Source organism: Pustulibacterium marinum (genome assembly GCF_900116665.1).
Taxonomy (GTDB): Bacteria; Bacteroidota; Bacteroidia; order Flavobacteriales; family Flavobacteriaceae; genus Pustulibacterium; species Pustulibacterium marinum.
Genome location: NZ_FPBK01000001.1, coordinates 278533 through 301367, shown reverse-complemented (window position 1 = coordinate 301367; position 22835 = coordinate 278533). Strand labels below are relative to the sequence as shown.

The window sequence follows — 22835 nt, the reverse complement described above, 5'->3', positions numbered from 1 at the left end:
GCCACCCATATACAATGATACTAATTTTTTGTTAAACATAAGATAAAGATCAGATAACTCTTAAAATCGTTACTTTTGTAGCAAAACCTAGCATTTCTATGGAAAATAGACCTTTGATTTTGGTAACCAATGACGATGGAATTACCGCTCCAGGAATACGAGCATTGATAAAAATAATGAACACTTTGGGTGATGTAGTTGTGGTTGCTCCCGATAGTCCACAAAGTGGAATGGGACACGCCATTACTATTAACTCTACGCTTTATTGTAGCCCAATTACTGTGGACGATGGAGACCAAATAGAATACAGTTGTAGTGGTACTCCGGTTGATTGTGTAAAACTTGCCGTAAATGAAATTCTGAATAGAAAACCAGATCTTTGCGTAAGTGGAATTAACCATGGTACAAATTCCTCTATCAATGTAATTTATTCAGGAACAATGAGTGCTGCCGTTGAAGCCGGAATTGAAGGAATACCTGCTATTGGTTTTTCCCTTTTAGATTTTAACTGGGAGGCTGATTTTGACCAAGCGGCGGAACATATTAAAAAAATTGCACAAAATGCTTTGGAAAATGGAATGCCAAGTGACGTGGTTCTCAATGTAAATATTCCAAAATTACGAAAAGAAGAAATCAAAGGCATTAAAGTTTGCAGACAAGCAAAAGCTTCGTGGAAAGAAGAATTTGACAAACGTGTAAATCCACAAGGAAGACAATATTACTGGCTTACAGGTAAATTTGTAAATGAAGATAAGGGAGAAGATACCGATGAGTGGGCACTTGCCAACAATTATATTTCTGTAGTTCCTGTTCAGTTTGATTTAACTGCTCACCACGCTATTCAACGCTTAAACACTTGGGATCTCCATGATTAAAAAAGAAATTGCCATAGGTTTTATAGTAGGGCTTATTGCCAATTCTTTTGGAATAGCACTTTACATTCTTATTTTTTTAGGAACCGATATTTTTGAAAATATTATGGTTGCTCGTCAAGAAAACTACTTTTCTAAAATTGTTGCACTAGGCGCTATTTTAAACATGCTAGCATTTTTCGGTTTCCTTAAAATTAAAAGAGATTACAGAGCGAGAGGTGTACTTTTGGCAACTATAATTATTGCTATTTTTACTTTCTTTGAACAATTTATTTTCTAGAAAATGAGGTACTATATCATTGCAGGAGAAGCATCGGGAGATTTACACGCTTCCAATCTCATGAAAGCATTAAAGCAAGAAGATGCACATGCTGATTTTAGGTTTTGGGGAGGTGATCTGATGAAAAATGTTGACGGAACGCTTGTAAAACATTACCGCGATTTGGCCTTTATGGGCTTTGCTGAAGTTGTAATGAACCTTCGTACCATTTTGGGAAATATCAAATTCTGTAAAAAAGATATCGAAAGCTACCAACCAGATGTGTTGATCTTTGTAGACTACCCCGGTTTCAATTTCAGAATTATGAAATGGGCAAAGGAAAAAGGGTACAAAACCCACTACTATATATCTCCACAGATTTGGGCTTGGAAAGAAAATAGAATTAAAGAAATTAAACGCGATGTAGATGAAATGTATGTGATTCTACCGTTTGAAAAAGAATTCTATGAGAAAAAACACAACTTCCCTGTTCACTTTGTGGGCCATCCTTTAATTGATGCTATTGGTGATCGTCAACAGATTGAACCGTCTATTTTCCGTGCCGAAAATGGATTAGATGGAAGACCTATTATTGCACTTTTACCGGGGAGTAGAAAACAGGAAATAACAAAAATGCTGAGCATCATGCTGAGCGTAGTTGAGGATTTTAAAACCTATCAATTTGTTATCGCTGGTGCGCCTAGCCAAGATTTTCATTTTTATGAACAATTCATAGGAAAAAGCAATGTTCATTTTGTTACAGGCAAAACATACGACCTATTGAGTCTTTCAGAGGCTGCATTGGTAACTAGTGGAACCGCAACATTAGAAACTGCTCTTTTCAAAGTTCCTGAGGTGGTTTGCTATAAAGGAAACTGGATTTCTTATCATATTGCTAAAAGAATCATTACTCTTGATTATATATCTCTTGTAAATCTTATAATGGATAAGGAAGTGGTAAAAGAGTTGATTCAAAATGATTTAAACACAAAAAACCTCAAAGCCGAACTAACCAAAATTCTAGATTCTAAACACCGTGAAAAATTATTTATGGATTATTACGAACTAGAACAAAAATTAGGTGGAAAAGGAGCCAGCAAAAAAACGGCTCAACTCATATATAAAAAGCTACAATAGTTTTACTATTTTAGTACCTCCAAACCAATAGAATTACATGAAAAAACTTCTTTTTATGGCCATGATTGCAGCTACTTTCTACAGCTGTGGTTCTAAAAAAAAAGCGGCGAGTAAGAAAGAAAACAGCAGACCAAGTGTTACCATAAGCAATACTTCTTCCAAAAGAACCAACTCCGTAGTTGTTTCTGCATCTGGGAAAGCATCTTCTCCCAAAACGGTTACAGAATCTTCTAACAACAAAATAAATGACGTTGTGGAAAGTGCCATGTCATTCTTGGGAACTCGTTACAAATATGGCGGAACCACCAAAAAAGGAATGGACTGCTCTGGCCTTGTGTACACTTCGTTATTAGAAAATGATATCATATTTGAGCGTTCCTCCTATTTAATGTCTCAAGAAGGCGATTACGTAAAACTGAAAAATGTAATTATTGGAGATCTGCTCTTTTTTTCTACCGGAAAAAGTAAACGTGTAAACCACGTAGGCTTAGTCATTGCACTGGAAGGCGAAGATGTGAAATTTATACATTCTACCACGTCACGCGGCGTTATTATATCTTCTATAAAAGAGGGTTATTGGAGTAATGCTTATAAAACTGCTAGACGCATAAAATACTAACAAACAAACATTTAAATATTTTTCGTACATTTAGACAACCTCAAACCAAACCTTGAAAGCTTATTTTAAGGTTGAAAGGTATTTTTAAATTTACGCTTCCTAAGCTCTGCTTATCTTTTTTGTTCGGAATTATTTTAGGCAAATACATTCCGGCAACCTTGTTTTGGATTTTCATCTCCTTGCTGATTTCTCTTGTTTTTACTGTTGTTTCACTAGTCTTTTCTCATAAACATTTCCATCAGAAAATTTATTTTGGAATGGCAGTTTTGTGCTCAAGTATTTTGCTTGGCTGGAGTAATTTCTTAATTCATTCTGATAAAATTTATAAAGATCATTATACACATTTCAAGTCTAAAAATGAATTACAACAATCAAGAATTACCATTACTAAAGTTCTAAAACCAACAGCATATTACGAAAAATATGAAGCTAGTATTCAAAACATTGATGGAAAAGAAACATTTGGAAATGTCTTAATTAATTACCGAAAAGACTCCTTAAACAAAAACATCAAAGGAAAATCACTACTGGTTTATACTGATATAAAAGCACTAGCAAAACCCAAAAATCCGTATCAGTTTGATTACGGAAACTATCTTCAAAATCAAGAAATCTATGGACAGATTTATTTGAACAATGCGAATTTTAAAATACGGAATAACAGCGAAAACACTATAAATTCTATTGCAGAAAGCATTCGTTCAAAAATCATTAAAAATTTAAAATCTTCTGGATTGAGCGGCGATAATTTAGCTATCACAGAAGCACTTTTTCTAGGTCAGCGACAACATATTTCCAAAGAACTCTATGAAAATTACGCAAATGCAGGAGTGATTCATTTATTGGCAATTTCTGGCCTTCACATTGGTATTATCACAGCACTTCTCGGTTGGCTTTTGTATCCATTGCTGTTTCTCAAAAACGGTAAAATATGGCGGGGATCCATCATTATTGCACTACTTTGGATGTTTGCTGTTATTTCCGGACTTTCTCCATCTGTGGTTCGTTCGGTGGTTATGTTTAGCCTCATCACCATTGCACTTCACCTGCAAAGACCACAACAAACATTGCACACCGTTTTTGCTTCTGCCTTCCTACTTATTATTTGGAAGCCGAATTTTGTTTTTGAAGTGGGGTTTCAATTGAGTTATGTAGCGGTTATTGGAATTGTAATCATACAACCAGAAATTCAACGCTATTTCAATTTTAGGAATCTTCTTGGAAGGTATTTCGTTGGCATTATTGCTACCACACTTGCTGCTCAACTAGCCGTTTTTCCATTAACTTTTTTTTATTTTCATCAATTTCCAGGATTATTTTTCCTGGGAAATTTTCTACTCATTCCATCACTATTTCTACTTCTAGGATACGGTTTTTTTGTTATGTTTCTAGCGTTCTTTAATTTGGTTAATGAAACGATCCTATTTCCTTTGATCAATATGATTTCATGGATGAATCAGTTTATTGAATGGATCGCTCTCCAAAAGAAATACCTAGTCACAAATATTTACTTTGACGCTCCAGAACTTATCATTTGCTACTTTATTATTTATTGTTTTGCACACTTTTTAACCTACAAAAAAGCTGTTGCCATACATTTTACCATGTTCTTCCTAATATGCTATCAAATCTATGCTATAAAGATGTATATCGACTTGTCTTCGGAAACTGAAATGATTGTTTTTCACCAAACCAGAAACACGGTTATTGGAATAAAGCAAGCAGATAGTTTGTTGCTTTTTAAGCGTGACACCACAATGAATACTGATTATTTACTAGATAATTACAAAACAGAAAGAAATATTGCGGTAATAAAACCAAAGAAACTTAAAAATACCATCGTTCTGAAAGGTAAAAACATATTGATTGTAGATACTTTATTCAGCCCTATTAACTCTGAAAAAACTATAGATTATCTATTGCTCTGTAATTCTTCAAGAATCAATCTCGAAAGAATTATAAATATGTATCAACCCAAACAAATTATCATTGATGGAAGTAATTATACCTCCTTTGTAAACCGATGGAAAGCAACTTGTATAAGACAAAAAATCCCTTTCCACATTACTAGTGAAAAGGGAGCTTTTATTAAAAAGTTATGAATTTTATTTTTTATTGATCAATGCTTCAGCCGATGCTATCCAAGCTTCTGAACCTCCACGTTGATACCCCATTCTACCTAATTTGTCTAAATTAAGTTTTGGAGCTTTTTTGGTTCCTTGATTTTCAACATTTGCAAACCAAACCGTTGGATATCCACGAACTCCCAAAAGTTGTTGTAGGTTAAAATTCTGTTGTTTCAATTCGTAAGGAAGTTCTTTTCTTCTTGGAAAATCTAGTTCTAAAAGTACTACATTTTCTTCTGCCCAATCTACAAATTCATCATGCTCAAAAACTTCTTTCTGAAGTCTTACACACCAACCACACCAGTCGCTTCCTGTAAAGAAAAGCATTAAAGGTTTTCCTTCTTTCATAGCTATTTTGCTAGCTTCTTCAAAATTGGTATGCCAAGTTAATTTTTCTTGCGCATTGGTCACCAACGTTGACAAAAACAGCAAAGCTATCACTATATAATTCTTCATATTTAATTTGAGTTTTATTATTTAACGCCGTGCATTAATTTTTTAAGCACAGGGTTTAAAGCCATTACTAATAGTCCGGCTACGATTGGTACAACAGTAAATATTAAGAAAAACGTTGATAACGAATATTCTTTGGTTATATTTTCAATTTGACCTCCTAATACTGCTGCAGATTTGTTTCCTATGGCAATAGCCAAATACCACATACCAAACATAAAGGCGATCATACGTGCAGGTACAAGCTTACTTACATACGAAAGTCCTACCGGAGATAAACATAATTCTCCCATGGTATGAAATAAATAGGCTAAAACTAACCAAACCATACTTACTTTTACTCCATCTCCTACACCATGCGCTCCGTATGCTAACAAACCGAAACCTACGGCCATTATGATTAATCCTAAACCATATTTCATAGCTGCAGACGGATTGTATTTAGAATCCCACCACTTAGAAAATATGTTTGCTAAGGCGATGATAAAGAATGAATTTAAGATGGAGAACCAAGATACTGTGATTTCGGCAACCTCTGCAGTAAATTCTCTTTGAAGCATCCAAATTGCTAATCCCCAAACACCAGCAAAACAAATAGCTAACACAACATTAGAACCTAATATTTTATGTTTGGTTTCTTTAGCCAATAATACCAACACCCAAGTAATAATTGCTAACGGAATAATGGTTAGTAATGCATTTACTACGTTGAAAATCATTTGTGCGTTACCTGTTAAAACTCGGTCTACACTATCTCTAGCAAAAAGCACTAAAGAAGAAGCTCCTTGTTCAAAACTCATCCAGAAAAACACCGTGAAAAATGCAAAGATGATTACTGCAATCATTCTATCTCTTACAACTGCTGTATAACGTATAATTCTAGAAATTACCAATCCTAAAAACACTATCAATCCAAAAATCACAGCTACGTATTGACCTTCTAAACCAGAAGTTTCTAGGAATCCAAAAACATCAATTCCTCCAATTTTAGACAATGGATCGTTAATAGCATAACCAAGTCCAATAACTGCTGAAACTACAATTAAAATCTTATCAACTAAAGTAAAAGGATTTTCTTTATCGTCATCTGCAATTACTTTCTTTTCTTCAACATCTAATGCTTTTACCTTACTTGGTACTTCACCTATATTTCCAAAAAGAGGTTTCGATAACCAAAATTGAAGCGTTCCTAACAACATAAAAATACCTGCCAAACCAAAGCCCCATGACCAACCTACGCGCTCAGCCAAATAACCACATAGTAGCATTCCAAAGAAAGCTCCGGCATTTACTCCCATGTAGAAAATGGTATACGCACCATCTTTCTTTTCAGGAAGATCTTTATACATTTCAGAAATAATAGAAGTCATATTAGGTTTGAAGAATCCGGTACCAATAACCAACAACCCTAGACCTAAATATAACATAAACTCGGTTTCTACAGCCATAGCAGCATGCCCAAGCGTCATAATAATAGCACCGATTACTACAGCCCAACGATAGCCTGTAAGTTTATCAGCAATAACTCCACCTGCAATAGGTGTTAAGTATAACAACATGGCATAGGTACCATATAATGCTCCTGCATTCTCTGCAGACCATTCCCAACCAGGGTTGGAACCCAAAGCTGCCGCAGTTAAAAAATTAACCAATAAAACACGCATCCCATAAAAGGAAAAGCGTTCCCACATTTCAGTAAAAAACAAAACAAAAAGTCCTGCAGGGTGTCCTAAAACTTTTGATTTAAAAAAGTCGTTAGTTGTAGTAGTATTCATTAGTAAGTTATTAGTTATGCCTTTTCAAATTCTTCCAATTCAGGACCTTTGTTATCTTGATTTGCATCATCCACTTTTGTGTCCTCAGCACCATGCGTTAAACGTTTTAAAGGTTTCAAAAGAAGAAGTACCAAAATTGCAAAAATGGTACAGAAAATAAATATCCCTGTAAAGATCTCAAATTCTGATGCATTACTAATTTGTTCCCCAATAGACCCCGCTACAAAGTTACCCAATCCTGTAGCCGCAAAATACGCCCCCATCATTAATGATGCATATTTTACAGGTGCTAGTTTTGTAATAAAAGACAATGCAACTGGAGATGCACACAATTCACCCAATGTGTGGAACAAGTATGCTAAAATTAACCAATACATTGCAGATTTACCAGCATCTTCATATTGTAAAGAAGCGAACGACATAAATACAAATCCAAATCCCATTACCAAAACTCCAATAGCCATTTTAAATAATGATGATGATTCTTTGCCTTTCATTTTCCACCAACCCCAAAAGCCAGCTACTAGCATTGCTAACGTAAATATGAAGAATGAATTTACAGATTGAAAGTATGATGCAGGAACCTCCCAACCAAATAACATTCTATCTGTATTTTGTTTTGCATAAATATTCATTAGACCTCCGGCTTGCTCAAAAGCTCCCCAGAAAACTATAATAATCAAGAACGAAAGAAACATTACAATCATTCTATCTTTTTCTACTCTACTTAAAGGACGTTTCATGGCTTCTCTTTCTTCAGCATCTTCAGAAGCACCTGAATAATCACCAACTCCTTTTAAATATTTCTGACCGAAAATATAAACAACTTGACCTAGCAACATTCCAATTCCGGCCAAACCGAAACCATAGTGCCAATTGATTCCTTCACCAACTTGACCCACAATAATTCCCGCTAGAAAAGCTCCAAGGTTAATACCGATATAGAAAATATAAAAACCTTTATCTCTACGATCATCTCCTCTCTTGTACAGTCCACCAACCATTGTAGAAATGTTTGGCTTAAGACCACCTACACCAGCAATAATAAAACCTAGTCCTACGTAAAAAGCAGTTAGATTTTCATAAGCTAATACCAAATGACCAATACAAAGTAAAAGTCCTCCGTACATTACGGTTTTCTTTTGCCCCAGCCATCTATCTGCAATGATTCCACCAGGAATAGAAGCCAGATATACTAAGGTTGTATACCATTTATATAGATTAATTGCTTCACCTTCTGTCCAACCCCAACCAGGATTTTCCGCTGTTACAGAAGCCACTAAGAATAAAGTTAATAATGCACGCATTCCGTAATACGAAAAACGCTCCCACATTTCTGTAAAGAATAATATATACAAGCCTACTGGATGTCCAAATATTTCCTTTTGTGGACTTTTTGCTGTTTGATCCATTGTTTATTTTGTTGGTTATAGGTTTTCTTTGATAAAGTTGGTTAGTTTCGTGTATAGGTGAAGTCTTGTGTTTCCACCATAAATTCCATGATTTTTATCTGGATAGATAGCCCAATCAAATTGTTTGTTGGCTTGTACCAAAGCTTCAATCATTCTCATGGAGTTTTGTACATGAACATTGTCATCACCCGTTCCATGAACTAAAAGGAACTTCCCTTCTAATTGATCTACAAAGTTAATTGGTGAATTATCATCATATCCACTTGCATTTTCTTGTGGAGTTGTCATGTATCTTTCCGTATAGATAGAGTCGTAAAATCTCCAGCTTGTAACCGGAGCAACTGCGATAGCCATTGAGAAAACATCGTTTCCTTTTAAAATACAATTGCTACTCATGAAACCTCCAAAGCTCCAACCCCAGATTCCTATTCTATCTTCGTCTATATAATTTCTTTCACCAAGGGTCTTGGCTACTTCAATTTGATCTTCTACCTCGTATTTACCCAATTCCTTCTGAGTTACTTTTTTGAAAGCAGCTCCTTTAAATCCGGTTCCGCGACCATCAACACAAGCAACAATATACCCTTGTTGTGCCAACATAAAATACCAGTAATCATTGCTACTGTACCAGCTATTAGCTACAGATTGTGAACCTGGTCCACTATACTGATATAAGAAAAGTGGATATTTTTTGTTTGGATCAAAATCAGCAGGTTTTATCATCCACATGTTCAATTCATTACCGTTAATTTCAATAGTACTGAATTCTTTCATGGCAACATTATAGCTTTCTAGCTTTTCTTTAGCCTCGTCATTGGCAACAATTACTTTCAACTCTTTACCATCTTTGGCACTGTTCAGCGTATATTTTGGAGCTATAGTTGCACTTGAAAATGAATTTATAAAATAGCTGAAATCTGCACTAAATGTTGCTCTATTGGTTCCTTCTTGAGAGGACAAATGCTTTTTACTTTTACCGTTTAATTTGATAGAGTACACATCTCTGTCTATAGAACCATTTTCTACAGATTGGTAATAGATTCTCTTTTCTTTTGGATTATAGCCGTAATAACCTGTTACTTCCCAGTTACCGCTTGTCACTTGTTTTTTAAGCTTTCCTGTTTTGTCATAATGATAAATATGGTTGTATCCATCTTTTTCAGAAGTCCAGATAAAACTGTTATCATCCAAGAAAGTTAAATTATCATTAATATCAACGTAAGCATCATCTGTTTCATGAAGTACTACATTAGCCTCTTTTGAATCTACATTATAAAAATATAAGTTTAAATCGTTCTGATGTCTGTTCAAAACTTGAACGGCTAAAATGGATGATTCATTTGAAAACTCGATTCTTGGAATGTATTCATAATCAATATCAATAGGAAGTGGCGATACTTTTTCGGTATCTAAATTGTATACATGTAACGTAACATCTGAATTTTTTTCTCCTGCTTTCGGATACTTAAAAACGTCTTGTGTTGGGTACAATGCAGTACCATAAACATCCATTGAAAATTCTGGAACTTCAGACTCATCAAATCTTAAGAAAGCAATTCTATCACTATCTTTATTCCATTCAAAAGCTTTTACAAAGGCAAATTCTTCTTCATAAACCCAATCGGTTACCCCGTTAATTATATGATTATCTTCTCCATCTGTCGTCACTTGTTGAACAGAACCATCTTGTAAAGATTTTACATAGATATTATTCTCAAAAACATAGGCTACTTTCTTTCCATCTGGTGAAAATGTAGGCTCCTGAATTAGATCATCAGAAACTTTTGTTACTTTTTTCGAAGCCACATCGTACACATAAAATGTTCCCAAAGTTGAATGTCTGAAAACAGGATTTAACTCTGTAGCTAGCAACATTTTGCTTTCATCATCACTAAATTCATACGATAAAAAATATTGAATTTCAGCAATATCTTCTGAATTTACGATAGTACCGGTTTTTTCCAGTGTTTCGTAATAATATTTATCAACACTTGTAGTGCGAGAAGCTCTATCAAAATTTAAAACGGCATATTGTTTTCCGTTATTCAAAGATCGAAGCGCATCCATTCCTTGCGTGCGGAAAGCTCCTCCCCATATTTCTTCTAAAGTAATTTGTTTGTCTTGTGCTAGTAGTTGCCCGGAAACGGCTATGAATAGTAGGAAAACTACGCGAAAATTCTTCATCAAGTGGTATATTTTATAAAAGTCCCAAGTTTACTAATTATTTCACAAATTATTAAACTTTTTTAGTTAAACGTTAACGATTCGGAAATATTGGCAGCGAGCATTTAAGAAGTAACAAGACCCTACAATAATTGTATCTTTGCAAAAAATTTGACGTACATGAAACAACCAATACAGGGATTTTCAAAATTATCTAAAGAGGAAAAAATAGACTGGCTTACGCAAACATATTTTAATGATGCTAAAGCTGCAAAAGAAACGTTGAAAACCTATTGGCACAATGATGCAACCCTGCAAAAATTGCATGACGAATTTATAGAAAACACTATAAGCAACTTTTTTTTACCTATCGGAATTGCTCCTAATTTTTTGATCAATGAAAAGTTATATAGTATTCCAATGGCAATCGAAGAAAGCTCCGTAGTTGCTGCAGCGAGTAAAGCTGCCAAATTCTGGCTAAACAGAGGCGGCTTTAAAACTGAAATCCTTGGAACCGAAAAAATTGGTCAGGTTCATTTTATGTATCATGGCGATGTAGAGAAACTTAAAAAGTATTTTCAAATTGTAATGCCCAAATTGATGCATTCGGTTTCCGAAATCACCACAAATATGGAAAAACGCGGTGGTGGCGTTACAGGAATTACCCTAAAAGACAAGACTGATAAACTTGCCAACTACTATCAACTACATTGCACGTTTGAAACTTTGGATGCCATGGGCGCTAATTTCATCAACTCATGTTTGGAAGGCTTTGCCAAAACATTCAAGGAAGAAGCTCTTCATTTTAGTGAATTCTCTGAAGAAGAAAAACACATTCAAATAGTAATGAGTATTCTTTCTAACTACGTTCCAAATTGCGTGGTGCGCGCAACGGTTTCCTGTCCCGTTGAAGACTTAAATGAAGACAAAGACATTTCTCCTCAAGAATTTGCCGAAAAGTTTGTAAGAGCTGTGAATATTGCCAAAATAGAACCTTATAGAGCCGTAACGCACAACAAAGGCATCATGAATGGTATTGACGCGGTAGTTTTAGCAACCGGAAACGATTTTAGAGCCATAGAAGCAGCCGCTCATGCATACGCCGCTAAAAACGGATCCTATGCAAGTTTAACCCACGCTACGATAGAAAATAATATTTTTAAATTTTGGATTGAAATTCCATTAGCCATGGGAACCGTTGGCGGATTGACCAAATTACACCCTATGGTTAAAATAGCGTTGGAAATGCTAGAAAATCCAAATGCGAAACAATTGATGGAAATAACAGCAGTAGCCGGTTTAGCTCAAAATTTTGGAGCCGTAAGAAGTTTAATCACTTCCGGAATTCAAAAAGGACATATGAAAATGCACTTATTGAACATTCTAAATCAATTGGGAGCTACCGAAGAAGAGAAAAAATACTTTGTAAATTACTTTAAAGATAAAACAGCCACACATAGTAATGTTGTAGCGGAATTCGAAAAATTAAGAAGTAATTCATGAAATTTTATAGCAACGGAAAGTTATTAATCACCGGAGAATATGCAGTACTAGATGGCGCATTAACTTTTGCGTTACCTACAAAATTTGGACAATCCTTGGAGTATGAATCAAATGATTCTCATATTTTAAACTGGAAAAGCTACGATGATCTTAATTCTGAATGGTTTCAGGTTCAAATTGAACTTGGCAATCATTTACGAGTAATTGAAACTAGTGATGTAGAAAAAGCGAAAACGCTAGTGGAGATCTTAACAACAGCTAGAAATTTCAACCCTGATTTTTTACAAAAAGGTGCGGTAGTAAAAACCGAATTAACATTCCCTAGAAATTGGGGTTTAGGCACATCATCAACCCTCATCAACAATATAGCTTCATGGGCAAAAATTGATGCCTTTCAATTACTTTGGAACTCATTTAAAGGAAGCGGCTATGACATTGCTTGCGCTCAAAATAATACTGCTATAACGTATCAAATTCAAGATCAAAAACCTGTAATTCAACCGTTGGATTTTAAACCAACATTTTCAGATCAACTCTACTTTGTTCACTTGAATCAAAAACAAGACAGTAAAGAAGGAATACAGCATTACAGAGCTTTGAAAACTGATAAAAATGAATTGATTCAGAAGATTTCTGCATTATCTATGGCCGCAACCAACAGTGTTTCATTATCAGATTTTGAAGAAATAATAGACGAACATGAAAACTTAATTTCAAACTTCCTTCAGCTTAAAAAAGTGAAAAACCTCTTTTTCGAAGATTATTGGGGAAGCATTAAAAGCTTAGGGGCTTGGGGTGGAGATTTTATCTTAGCAACCGGCAATGAAAATACTCCGGCATATTTCAAAAAGAAAGGTTTTGAAACCGTTCTAACGTACCAAGAAATGATTCTTTAATTAGAACCTTTTATAAACAAAAAACCTCTTGAAATTCAAGAGGTTTTTTTGTTTTAAGGAAAGCTTTCTATTAATAGAAAGTTGCTCTGTTATCTTCGATATCTGCAGATTCTTTCAATGCATTTACTACCGAAGTACTATATTTTGTTACGTTTTGATCTTTTAACGTATTTCTATACACTGTATAGTTCTCTAATTTTGGAGCTTCGTTTTTAGCATTTACTTCAATCATGTAAACCCCTTTTTCTCCTTCAATTAAACCAGAAGTTTTTCCTGCTTCAAGTCCAAAAGCGGTACCCACTACAGCTGGCTCAGATCCTGCACCAGAAATTGTTGGGTTTGCTAAAGTTACTTTTGAAGCCATACGTGATCTCACATTGAAAAGATCAGCAAGTTCATCCCAAGATTTTCCTTTACCTTTTTCAAGAATTTGCTTAGCTTTCTTCTCCTGTCTTAAGATAGGCTCTACCGTAGCTCTTGCAGCTTCTACAGATTGAGTTCCTTCTTTATTGATTCCTGTTAATTGAACTACAACATATCCTGAAGGAATATTGAATTTTTTAACATCACCAACAGAAGTAGCATCTTCAAACAACCAACGAACAATACCTCTTTGATTGTTGATTCCTGGTAAACCGCCACCTAATTCTTCAACATTTGCAGCAACTCTTACACGGAAATCTCCTGCTTTTGCAGCTTCTTCAAAATCTTTACCTTCTTCTGTTACTTGATATACAAACTGATTTGAATTGTTGTACAACTCTCCAATTGTTTCTTCAGAAGCATCGATCTTTCTTGCAACCGTAGCAACATTTACAGTTTCATATTTATCTTCTACTTTGATTACATGGTAACCAAAATCTGTTTCTACAACTCCTATAGAACCAATTGGTTCATCAAAAATGAAGTCATTGAATTCAGGAACCATTTGTCCAGGAACAATATTATCATACGTTCCACCTTTAGAAGCAGAACCTGGATCTTCTGAATATTCTTTTGCCAATTCACCAAAATCTGCACCAGATTTCTTTGCTTTTGCTAAGATTTCATCTGCTAAAGCTTTTGCTTCTTCTTTCGTTCTTGATTCTTTTGCCTGAACTCTTTCAATTCCTTCATAAGAAATAAGAATATGACTAGCCTTCACACTTCCGTTTGGTTTTTTACCTACCATTCTAGAAATTTTGAAGTAATCACCATCTTTGTAAGGACCATAAATTTCTCCAACAGAAAGATTGTACAATGTATCTGCAAATTTTGCTGGTAATTTACTTTTTACAACATAAGTAGTGTCATAACTAATATCAGAATTCTCAGAAACGAATGCGGCTACGTCTTGAGTATCTCTAAAACCAGCTACAGTTACTTCTTTTCCGTTTTCAAAAACTTTGGTATCATTTAATAATTTAGCTAAATCTTCTTCAGTGGATTTAACATCATTATCAGAAGCCTCTTCTTTGAAAATTACAAATCTCGCATTGCGATTTGCGCCATTTTCAAATTCATCTTTATGTTCATTGATATACGATTTGATTTCGCTATCTGAAACAGCGATAGTAGAATCTGCAATTGAAGTATAAGGCACTTGTAAATATTTAAAAGTAACTTCATTTCCTTCTTCAGCATACGTAGCTTCTCCTTCTTTCTCTGTTACTCCAAGACCCGCTTTGATTAACGAATAATACGTTTCTTGCTTAGCATTGGTAATAATTGATTCTTCTTGCATTTTCCACTGCTCATATGCTTGTGGAGATGATGCTTTAAGATCTGCGATATAATCAATGAATTTTTGAGCGTCAAAAACTCCATTTTCATTCTGAAACATTGGGCTACTTGTTACCTGAGGATTATTTTTCACCAAGTTGATGATACGCTCTCCAGAAACATTGATTCCTAATTTTTCGAATTCTTGTTCTAAAATTCTATTGTTAACTTCTCTATTCCAAACAGAATTTACTGCAGACATGGTAGACGCGTTGGCTCCCATACCTTTCATAGTTAACTCTACTTTTTCTCTAAAGTCTGTATTACTGATTGGGTCTCCATTGACCTCTCCAATATTTCTATTCTGAAACACTGTAAAACTACCTTTTCCTACTAGATCGGAAATAATGAACGCAAAAAGCGCGAATCCGATAAGAGCAATTAGCAATAAAGAGCGCTTTCTAATTTTCTCAAGAACTGCCATTTTGTTAATATAATTATAAAATTAATGTGGGCGAAAATACCATTTTCTTTGAAATAATAAAAGCCAAAATGTTTTATTCAAGTTTTTTTAAAAAACTAATCTTCTTCAAGAATGTGAAGGTGTACCAATTTTATTCTGGTTTCGGCTACATCCAGGATTTTAAATCGAAAGTTTTCAATGGTAATCACCTCATTTTGTTGAGGAATTTCACCTGTATGATTCATGATAAAACCTCCCAAAGTACCGTAATTTTCGCTTTCAGGAATATCTATTTTGTAATTTTCATTGATATAGTCAACTTCTAAACGCGCAGAGAATTTGAACTCATTTTCAGCTAATTGCTCTTCTATAAATTCTGTAACATCATGTTCATCCTCTATTTCCCCAAACAATTCTTCTACAATGTCTTCCACAGTTAAAATACCAGAAGTACCGCCATACTCATCTATAACTACTGCGATACTCTTTCTCTTTTTGATAAGCACATTTAAAATTTCACTTATGAGCATGGTTTCAGGAACAAAACCTACGGGCATTAAAACACTCTTAATGTCTTTTGGTCTTTTGAACATATCAAATGAATGCACATAGCCTACAATATCATCTATAGATTCTTCATAGACCAAAATCTTTGAATAACCACTATCTGTAAAAAGATTAGTTACCATTTTAATGCTATCGTCTATTTCTACAGCCGTAATTTCGGTTCGTGGAATCATTACATCACGTGCTTTCACTTCTGAAAACTCCAATGCATTCTGAAAAATTTGAATTTCCGAATCTACATTCTCTCCTTCATCCACAGATTCCATTTGTTCAGATATATAATCTCCTAGTTCTATTTTGGAAAACGCTAATTGAACGTTGTCACCTTCAGTTTTGAAAATGTATTTTAGAATGATATCTGATATCCAAATGATAAATTCAGTAATCACACCAAATAAAACATAGAAGAGATAGGCAGGAACTGCAAAAAATTTCAGCAGTTTATTGGCATAAATCTGAAAGAATACTTTGGGAAGAAATTCTGCAGTAATTAAAATGATTAAAGTAGAAATCACTGTCTGCACCAAAATGTTTTGCAACTGAGCGGGTAACATGGCTGTTACCAAATCTCCCATATAAAAACCATAAATTACCAAAGCCAAATTATTACCCACCAACATGGTAGCAATATATTTAGAAGGCCTTTTGGTTAATTTGGTAAGTACAGCTGCAAGGAAACCTTCTTGCTTTTTCTCAATTTCTATATGAATTTTATTGCTGGAAACATAGGCAATCTCCATTCCGGAAAAGAATGCGGAAAGTAGTAGACAAATGACGATAATGGAGATTTCCATAATTTATTGTTGCTTCCTTTTTTCGATACGTTTTCTGTAGAATCTTCTGAAGAAAAACATTCCTAAAGAAACTACTCCAAAAAGCAGGAACAAATAAGCTCTATCGCTATCTGCGCCCCAACTTCTTATAACTTCGAATATAGAAATAATAGCTATAACTAAATATACTACTTCAAATATTTTTAAAAATTTCATCATTTTTCTTCTCCATTTAAATACATTACTCCTGTGGTTTCATGAGCATTTACGATGGTAAAATCTCTATTAAAATCCATTCCTACTCCATTCATGACCGTGCCTTCTACAGGATCTGTAAATTGAAACGCCTCATCGGTATAAATCCACTCATCTTTTTGATCCCAAAATAGCTTATTGGTTTTCAAAATTTTACCTTCATGCGTTTTGATTACCACGCTATCTTGAAGTTCTACCAAATTGGTATCGTTATACAAAATACCATAATTAGCATCTACCGTGGTTTTGTTTTGATTGTCGTCAAAGAAATCTATGTGTAAGCCGTTTGGGAACTCTGAATACCCAAACTCTTGATTGCTATAATCATAGTTTAGTGGACTTGTAAGAATTGCTTTGACCCTTGTAGAGTCTGTATAAGTAAGCTTAAAGTTGACTGCTTCACCTACCGGAAATTTTTCTTGTAGGTTCAATTTTTGTAATTCGCTTAAATTGTTTTCGCATGAAAAAAACATTGTCACAGCAAAAGCTGTGACAATGAAAGTAAATTTATGCTTTATGATGTTTAACATCTTATAAACTAGGAACTTTAACAGATCTGTTGATCCAACATCCTATTTTAAGAGTTTTTCCAGACATGTTAGCATCAAAAATCTCAGTTTTTGTAGGAGCATACTTTTCATAGGTGTTTGCCAATTTGGTATCTCCACCTTTTCTCGCAGCTTCTGCCGCTAACCAATATACTGCTTTCTTCTCAAAAGTTGTAGAACCACAACTGTTAGCAGAATCTGCGTAAGCATGTGCTATAATACTCCAAGCTTTATTGTTTGAAGGGTTATATTTTAATGCCTCTCTTGCCCAGTTAGCTGAAGCTGAACCAGAGTACAATCCTGCAATCTGTAATGCTGTTTTAGATTTTTTAAATTTATCTCCCTCTAATTCAATAGACTCCTTAAACCACTTGATTGCACCTTGCTTATCTCCTTTTTTATAAGCAATAACCCCAAGGAATCTTGCTGAAGAAGCTGATGGATGTAAAGAATGTAATTGCTCAACAATCTTAACATACAACTCAGAATCTGTACATTCTTTCTCTGTCATTCTAGAAGCTGCACGGTTCAACCATTCTTCGTCTGATTTGTTTGCCTCAAAATTCTTCTCATAAAGAGGAATTAAGTTATCACAATCAGCTAACTGACCTAAATAAGAGTCTAAACTTCCAGAGATATCATTATAGTTACTCATGATTTTCTCTGATCTTGACAATGTTTTAGCTTCTTTAGCTGTTAACTCTGTACCAGCTTCTTGCTTTTCTACAAGTGGGTTCATTGTTTTAGCTAAGTCGTTTCTTAATTCTTCAATTCTTTCAGAAACATCATCGTATGTATCAAAAACAACTTGAAGATCTAATTGTTCTGCTTTGTATAAATCTACTGTTTTCTTGAAGTAGATATACAACACTAGCTCACTGGTTAAATTATCTTTATCTTTTTGTAGTGCTTCGTGAACCATATCATAAATCTCTTGATCTGTCCCCAAACCTTCAGAGTTCATTAATTTCACTTTATCACTAACCATTTCGCTGTAGTAATATTTTTTCTTTTTACCTGCTTCTGGTCCAAAATATTTGTAATAACCATCATACAACCCTAAAAGATCTTGAACATATTGATCTTTGTTTGCTGCGTCAGATTCCATTTTGTGCTCAAGAATACGCTCACCATATACAAAGTTTGCATAGTGAAGGTCTGGGCAATTTTCATAAACCATTTTCCAAGGTTCGTAAGCTGCATCGTAGTTTTTCACTTTTGCATCCTGAACATACAAAGATAAATTGGTATTACATTCTGGATTTTGAGCGGCAACTTCGGTAACCCCGAACATACCAGCAACAGCTACAAATAATGCAAGTTTCTTTCTCATCATCTAAAAAAATATATTATTAATTAAATTTACTTTTCACAAACCATCTGTCTAACAAAGACAAGCCAACTCTAAAGTTAAAATAATTTTCTTGTATAAGAGAGGCGTTTGTAGTACCTCTTCTTCCAAGATCTATGCCAAGATTTATTTTTGACAATTTAGCTACTGGCAAAGAAAGCCCTAAAGATACACCATAATCATTAATTTGTTCATCATTAATAATCATTCCTGTATTTTTAAAATGAGCACCCGCTCTATAGGTTATTCTTTGGAAATAACTTGTAAAGGAATTATACTTTGGTGTAAAGAATCCACCCAAGGTATATCCGTTCGAATTTTCATAAGACACTCCTGATACGCTTATAAATGGGTTTGAAAAATTGCTGTTTTCTGCAAATTCATATTCTGCTCCAACAAACCACTTGTTTTTTTTCCCATATCCTAGCCCTACATTTGTTCTACTTGGAAAAATCATATCGGTTTTATCTAATCCTTGAGAACCAAGATCCGCGTCATAACTATTGCTCACTGCCTCTGTACCATTTTCATATACCAGAACCGTACTGTAACCTCGATAATTATCTGATGCTATGGAACTTTCCGGAGTATACTGAACAGAACCTACTAACTCATAGGAGTTTTTCAACATTTTCTTATAGTTAAGCGCAAATTTAAAATCTAACCCACTTAACTCAGACCTGTTCAACTCTCTTGTAGCCAATTGTACTCCTTCTCTTCTATACAGAATTCTATTTTCTATATTACCAAAATTATAGTTACCCATTACTCCAATGCTCAATTCATCGGTAATTTCGTAACCTATGGAAACATACACTTTATTTACACCACCTTCTCCTTCGTATTGCGTTGCTATCGCATTTCCTTCACTATCATCGTACTGGTTTTGCAAAGCATAACCAACAGAAGTATACGGTAATAATCCAAAACTAGCACCCATTTTTTTACCAAGCGGAAAACCTAATGCAATATAATCAAATGAAGCTGATTGAGCTGATTCATTTCTAGCATCAGTTTTAAGTCCAAGTCTTGAAAAAGAAGCTCCTACATTATATGATGTTAAATTCAATTCTCCCAACGCAGCTGGATTCTGTATATTTAAAGCAAGACTATCTGGGTACAAACTTAAGCCACCCATGGCCCTACTTTCCATTGTTCCTTGAAATTTCAGGCTTCCTATTCCATAGAAAGAATAAGGCGAAGCCGTACTTTCTTGTGCAGTAGCTATGACCCCCATCAACAAAAAAGCTACTGTAACTAGAGTTTTTTTAATCATTCGTTTTATTAAGTTCTAAAATCGTGTTCAAACCCTCCAAGAGGAAATTTGAATTGGCAAATATGCCATTTTTTAATCTTTTTGACAAAAATTGAGCATCGCCGCCTGTTAAAATAACTGTTAAATCTTTATAATTTTTTGAATATTCGGTTATAAATCCATCGATCTCATAAACAATGCCATTAACAACTCCAGAGAGCATACTTTCTGATGTATTTGATCCTATGATAAAATCTATTTCCTCTGCAATTATAACGGGCAACTTAGCGGTAAAATTATGCAAAGCCTCAAACCTCATTCTTAAACCTGGTGAAATACCACCTCCTAAATACTTTTTTTGATCATCTAAAAAATCGTACGTAATACAAGTACCCGCATCTATTATTAATAGATTCTGAAAAGGAAAACTATGAGCTGCTTGTGCCGCCAGCGCGATTCTATCTTGCCCAAGCGTATTTGGTGTCCCATAGTTATTGGAAAAAGGAAGCTTCAAATCATTAGCCATCTTTACGAAGCATGTTTTTTCTTTTAGAAAAGCACTCAACTCTTCCGCATCATGATTTACAGAAAACAAAATAGAAGCCTTAATTGGAAATTTTTCAATTTTTTTTTGAACAGTAAAAAATAACTCTTCAAAGGTTACTTTCTCTAAATCTACAATCGAATCATTCTGAAAAACAGCGATTTTGGAAAATGTATTCCCTACATCTATGACAAGATTCATGTTTATTTATTTAAATAACAAAAGTACAAAAGTGATTTTTTTTTAAAATTGTTTTGGAAGTTTAAATTTTGATTCTATATTTGCACCCGCAATCAAGCAAAACAACTGGTACCTTAGCTCAGTTGGTAGAGCAAAGGACTGAAAATCCTTGTGTCCCTGGTTCGATTCCTGGAGGTACCACTAACAAAACCCGAACAAATGTTCGGGTTTTGTTTTTTATATACTTCTCAATAATACACATCAAAAAATCCTTTATCAATGTTAAAGACAATGATTCTTAAAGATTCCTTAAAATTTTAAGAATCAAACCATTGAAAACCCCACCAAACCCCAATAGTAATAGGAGTTTCGTGATAAAATATTAACTTTAAAAATCTTAATGAATCCTAAAAGATTTTATATTTGCACCTTATAAAACCCATTTAATTTTTAACCGCATCAGTAAATGAATTTAGCTATTTCATACGTAATCATTGCTATTTACTGTTTTTCATTGGTGTTGATTTTCTTTTACAGCTTAGCTCAATTGAACCTTTTGATCAATTATTTAGGCAACAAAAGAAAAACAGAGGAAGCTCCAAAGTTCAACTTATTGGACCCAAAAGAGATTCCATTGGTAACCATACAATTACCAATTTTTAATGAAGAATATGTTGTAAAAAGACTGTTAGACAACATTTCTAAAATTGAGTATCCAACCAACAAATTGGAAATTCAAGTATTGGATGATTCTACCGACGAATCTGTTGTAGAAACCGAACGCTTGATCAAAGAATTACAAGAAGAAGGTTTAGATATTCAACACATAAGAAGAACCAATCGCCAAGGATTTAAGGCAGGTGCCTTAAAAGAAGGGTTAGCCATTGCTAAAGGGGAATTCATCGCCATTTTTGATGCCGATTTTCTACCGGATAGTGATTGGTTGAAAAAAACTGTAATCTACTTTAAAGATCCTGAAATTGGTGTGGTACAAACCCGTTGGGGACATATCAATAGAGATTATTCTATTCTTACCAAAATACAAGCTTTTGCCTTAGATACTCATTTTACTTTAGAACAAGTAGGACGTAATTCAAAAGGGCATTTCATCAATTTTAATGGAACTGCAGGTATTTGGAGAAAGCAATGTATTTTAGATGCCGGAAACTGGGAAGGAGATACTTTAACAGAAGATCTTGACCTTAGCTACCGTGCACAATTGAAAAATTGGAAATTTAAATATTTAGAAGACGTTGAAACTCCAGCCGAATTACCAGTTGTAATTAGTGCTGCACGTTCGCAACAATTTAGATGGAATAAAGGTGGAGCAGAAAACTTTAGAAAAACTGCAACGCGCGTTTTATCTTCTGACACTATCGGATTTAAAACTAAGCTGCATGGAATTATGCATTTACTGAATAGTTCTATGTTTCTATTTGTGTTTGTGGTTGCACTTTTAAGTATTCCAATGCTGTATATTAAAAACTCATTTGGACATCTTGGATGGGTTTTTCAAATGACTAGCTTTTTCATTGCAAGTACAATTATTTTATTTGTATGTTATTGGTTTACACATAAAAGCATTCAAGGAAGCAGCTTAGATAGTTTTGTAGATTTTATAAAACTATTCTTCACATTTTTCTCTATTGCTTTAGGTTTTTCATTACACAATACCGTTGCTGTAATCCAAGGTCATATGGGTAGAAAGAGTGAATTTGTACGAACTCCTAAATTCAACATTAGTAATTTAAAAGATACCTGGAAAGGAAATAAGTATTTAAACACAAAACTATCGCCTAACATGATCTTGGAAGGTGCTTTAATGGTTTATTTCTTATTTGGCATGTACAGCGGTATTAAACTGAATGATTTTGGAATGTTTCCATTTCACTTTATGTTATTCGCCGGATTTGCCTTTGTTTTCTTCAATTCCTTGACATCAAAAGCATAAACAGATTTTATCGAAGTATATATCAAAAAAAA

Annotated in this window: 19 protein-coding genes and 1 tRNA gene; 9 read left to right on the top strand and 11 right to left on the bottom strand. The window is 34.3% G+C overall.

The window, feature by feature from the left end; genetic code table 11:
• Positions 1-98: 98 nt before the first annotated feature.
• The 5 genes from surE (at position 99) to BM383_RS01370 (ending at position 4989) form a co-directional block, all read left to right on the top strand.
• On the top strand, positions 99-875 hold the full coding sequence (gene surE / locus BM383_RS01390) for a 5'/3'-nucleotidase SurE (RefSeq protein ID WP_093021944.1): 777 nt from the start codon (positions 99-101) through the stop codon (positions 873-875).
• Positions 868-1152, top strand: coding sequence for a hypothetical protein (locus BM383_RS01385; protein WP_093021941.1), 285 nt, complete (start codon positions 868-870; stop codon positions 1150-1152). Before surE ends, BM383_RS01385 begins: the two co-directional genes overlap by 8 nt.
• 3 nt (positions 1153-1155) lie before the next feature.
• Positions 1156-2268 (top strand): lipid-A-disaccharide synthase, encoded by a 1113-nt coding sequence (gene lpxB / locus BM383_RS01380; RefSeq protein ID WP_093021938.1) that lies wholly within the window; start codon positions 1156-1158, stop codon positions 2266-2268.
• A 37-nt stretch (positions 2269-2305) separates the two neighbouring features.
• On the top strand, positions 2306-2887 hold the full coding sequence (locus BM383_RS01375; RefSeq protein ID WP_245766504.1) for a C40 family peptidase: 582 nt from the start codon (positions 2306-2308) through the stop codon (positions 2885-2887).
• Positions 2888-2958: 71 nt separating this feature from the next.
• Positions 2959-4989, top strand: a complete 2031-nt coding sequence (locus BM383_RS01370) for a ComEC/Rec2 family competence protein (RefSeq protein ID WP_093021935.1) — start codon at positions 2959-2961, stop codon at positions 4987-4989.
• Between the two features lie 3 nt (positions 4990-4992).
• Here BM383_RS01370 and BM383_RS01365 read toward each other — a convergent pair whose 3' ends face one another.
• From BM383_RS01365 to BM383_RS01350, 4 genes are read right to left on the bottom strand one after another with little or no spacing between them, the layout of a single operon-like run.
• Positions 4993-5469: a thioredoxin family protein gene (locus BM383_RS01365; protein ID WP_093021932.1), complete on the bottom strand. Its 477-nt coding sequence runs from the start codon at positions 5467-5469 to the stop codon at positions 4993-4995.
• A 17-nt stretch (positions 5470-5486) separates the two neighbouring features.
• On the bottom strand, positions 5487-7241 hold the full coding sequence (locus BM383_RS01360; protein ID WP_093021929.1) for a peptide MFS transporter: 1755 nt from the start codon (positions 7239-7241) through the stop codon (positions 5487-5489).
• A gap of 14 nt (positions 7242-7255) precedes the next feature.
• On the bottom strand, positions 7256-8653 hold the full coding sequence (locus BM383_RS01355) for a peptide MFS transporter (protein ID WP_093021926.1): 1398 nt from the start codon (positions 8651-8653) through the stop codon (positions 7256-7258).
• Between the two features lie 15 nt (positions 8654-8668).
• On the bottom strand, positions 8669-10837 hold the full coding sequence (locus BM383_RS01350; RefSeq protein ID WP_093021923.1) for a S9 family peptidase: 2169 nt from the start codon (positions 10835-10837) through the stop codon (positions 8669-8671).
• 159 nt (positions 10838-10996) lie between these two features.
• On the opposite strand from BM383_RS01350, the gene BM383_RS01345 reads away from it, so the two are divergent.
• Positions 10997-12319, top strand: coding sequence for a hydroxymethylglutaryl-CoA reductase, degradative (locus tag BM383_RS01345; protein ID WP_093021920.1), 1323 nt, complete (start codon positions 10997-10999; stop codon positions 12317-12319).
• On the top strand, positions 12316-13215 hold the full coding sequence (locus tag BM383_RS01340) for a GYDIA family GHMP kinase (RefSeq protein ID WP_093021917.1): 900 nt from the start codon (positions 12316-12318) through the stop codon (positions 13213-13215). Before BM383_RS01345 ends, BM383_RS01340 begins: the two co-directional genes overlap by 4 nt.
• A gap of 70 nt (positions 13216-13285) precedes the next feature.
• Here BM383_RS01340 and BM383_RS01335 read toward each other — a convergent pair whose 3' ends face one another.
• The 7 genes from BM383_RS01335 to BM383_RS01305 all read right to left on the bottom strand — a co-directional run bounded on the left by BM383_RS01335 (position 13286) and on the right by BM383_RS01305 (position 20873).
• A complete protein-coding gene (locus BM383_RS01335; protein WP_093021914.1) occupies positions 13286-15400 on the bottom strand; it encodes a peptidylprolyl isomerase in 2115 nt (704 codons plus the stop codon).
• 95 nt (positions 15401-15495) lie between these two features.
• Positions 15496-16740: a hemolysin family protein gene (locus BM383_RS01330; protein WP_093021911.1), complete on the bottom strand. Its 1245-nt coding sequence runs from the start codon at positions 16738-16740 to the stop codon at positions 15496-15498.
• 3 nt (positions 16741-16743) lie between these two features.
• Positions 16744-16938 (bottom strand): hypothetical protein, encoded by a 195-nt coding sequence (locus BM383_RS01325; RefSeq protein WP_245766503.1) that lies wholly within the window; start codon positions 16936-16938, stop codon positions 16744-16746.
• Complete coding sequence (gene lptC / locus BM383_RS01320; protein WP_093021908.1) at positions 16935-17504, bottom strand: LPS export ABC transporter periplasmic protein LptC; 570 nt, start codon at positions 17502-17504, stop codon at positions 16935-16937. Before lptC ends, BM383_RS01325 begins: the two co-directional genes overlap by 4 nt.
• A gap of 1 nt (position 17505) precedes the next feature.
• Positions 17506-18855 carry a hypothetical protein gene (locus BM383_RS01315; protein WP_093023389.1) on the bottom strand — a complete coding sequence of 450 codons (1350 nt, stop codon included), beginning with the start codon at positions 18853-18855 and terminating at the stop codon, positions 17506-17508.
• A gap of 19 nt (positions 18856-18874) precedes the next feature.
• A complete protein-coding gene (locus BM383_RS01310; protein ID WP_093021905.1) occupies positions 18875-20149 on the bottom strand; it encodes a BamG family beta-barrel-assembly machinery protein in 1275 nt (424 codons plus the stop codon).
• Entirely contained in the window at positions 20142-20873 is a 732-nt protein-coding gene (locus BM383_RS01305) for a type III pantothenate kinase (protein ID WP_093021902.1), read from the bottom strand. The genes BM383_RS01310 and BM383_RS01305 overlap by 8 nt, the downstream gene beginning before the upstream one ends.
• Positions 20874-20980: 107 nt before the next feature.
• On the opposite strand from BM383_RS01305, the gene BM383_RS01300 reads away from it, so the two are divergent.
• Together BM383_RS01300 and BM383_RS01295 are read left to right on the top strand one after the other, a co-directional pair.
• A tRNA-Phe gene (locus BM383_RS01300) sits at positions 20981-21053 on the top strand.
• A 265-nt stretch (positions 21054-21318) separates the two neighbouring features.
• Positions 21319-22803, top strand: a complete 1485-nt coding sequence (locus BM383_RS01295; protein ID WP_093021899.1) for a cellulose synthase family protein — start codon at positions 21319-21321, stop codon at positions 22801-22803.
• Positions 22804-22835: the final 32 nt, after the last annotated feature.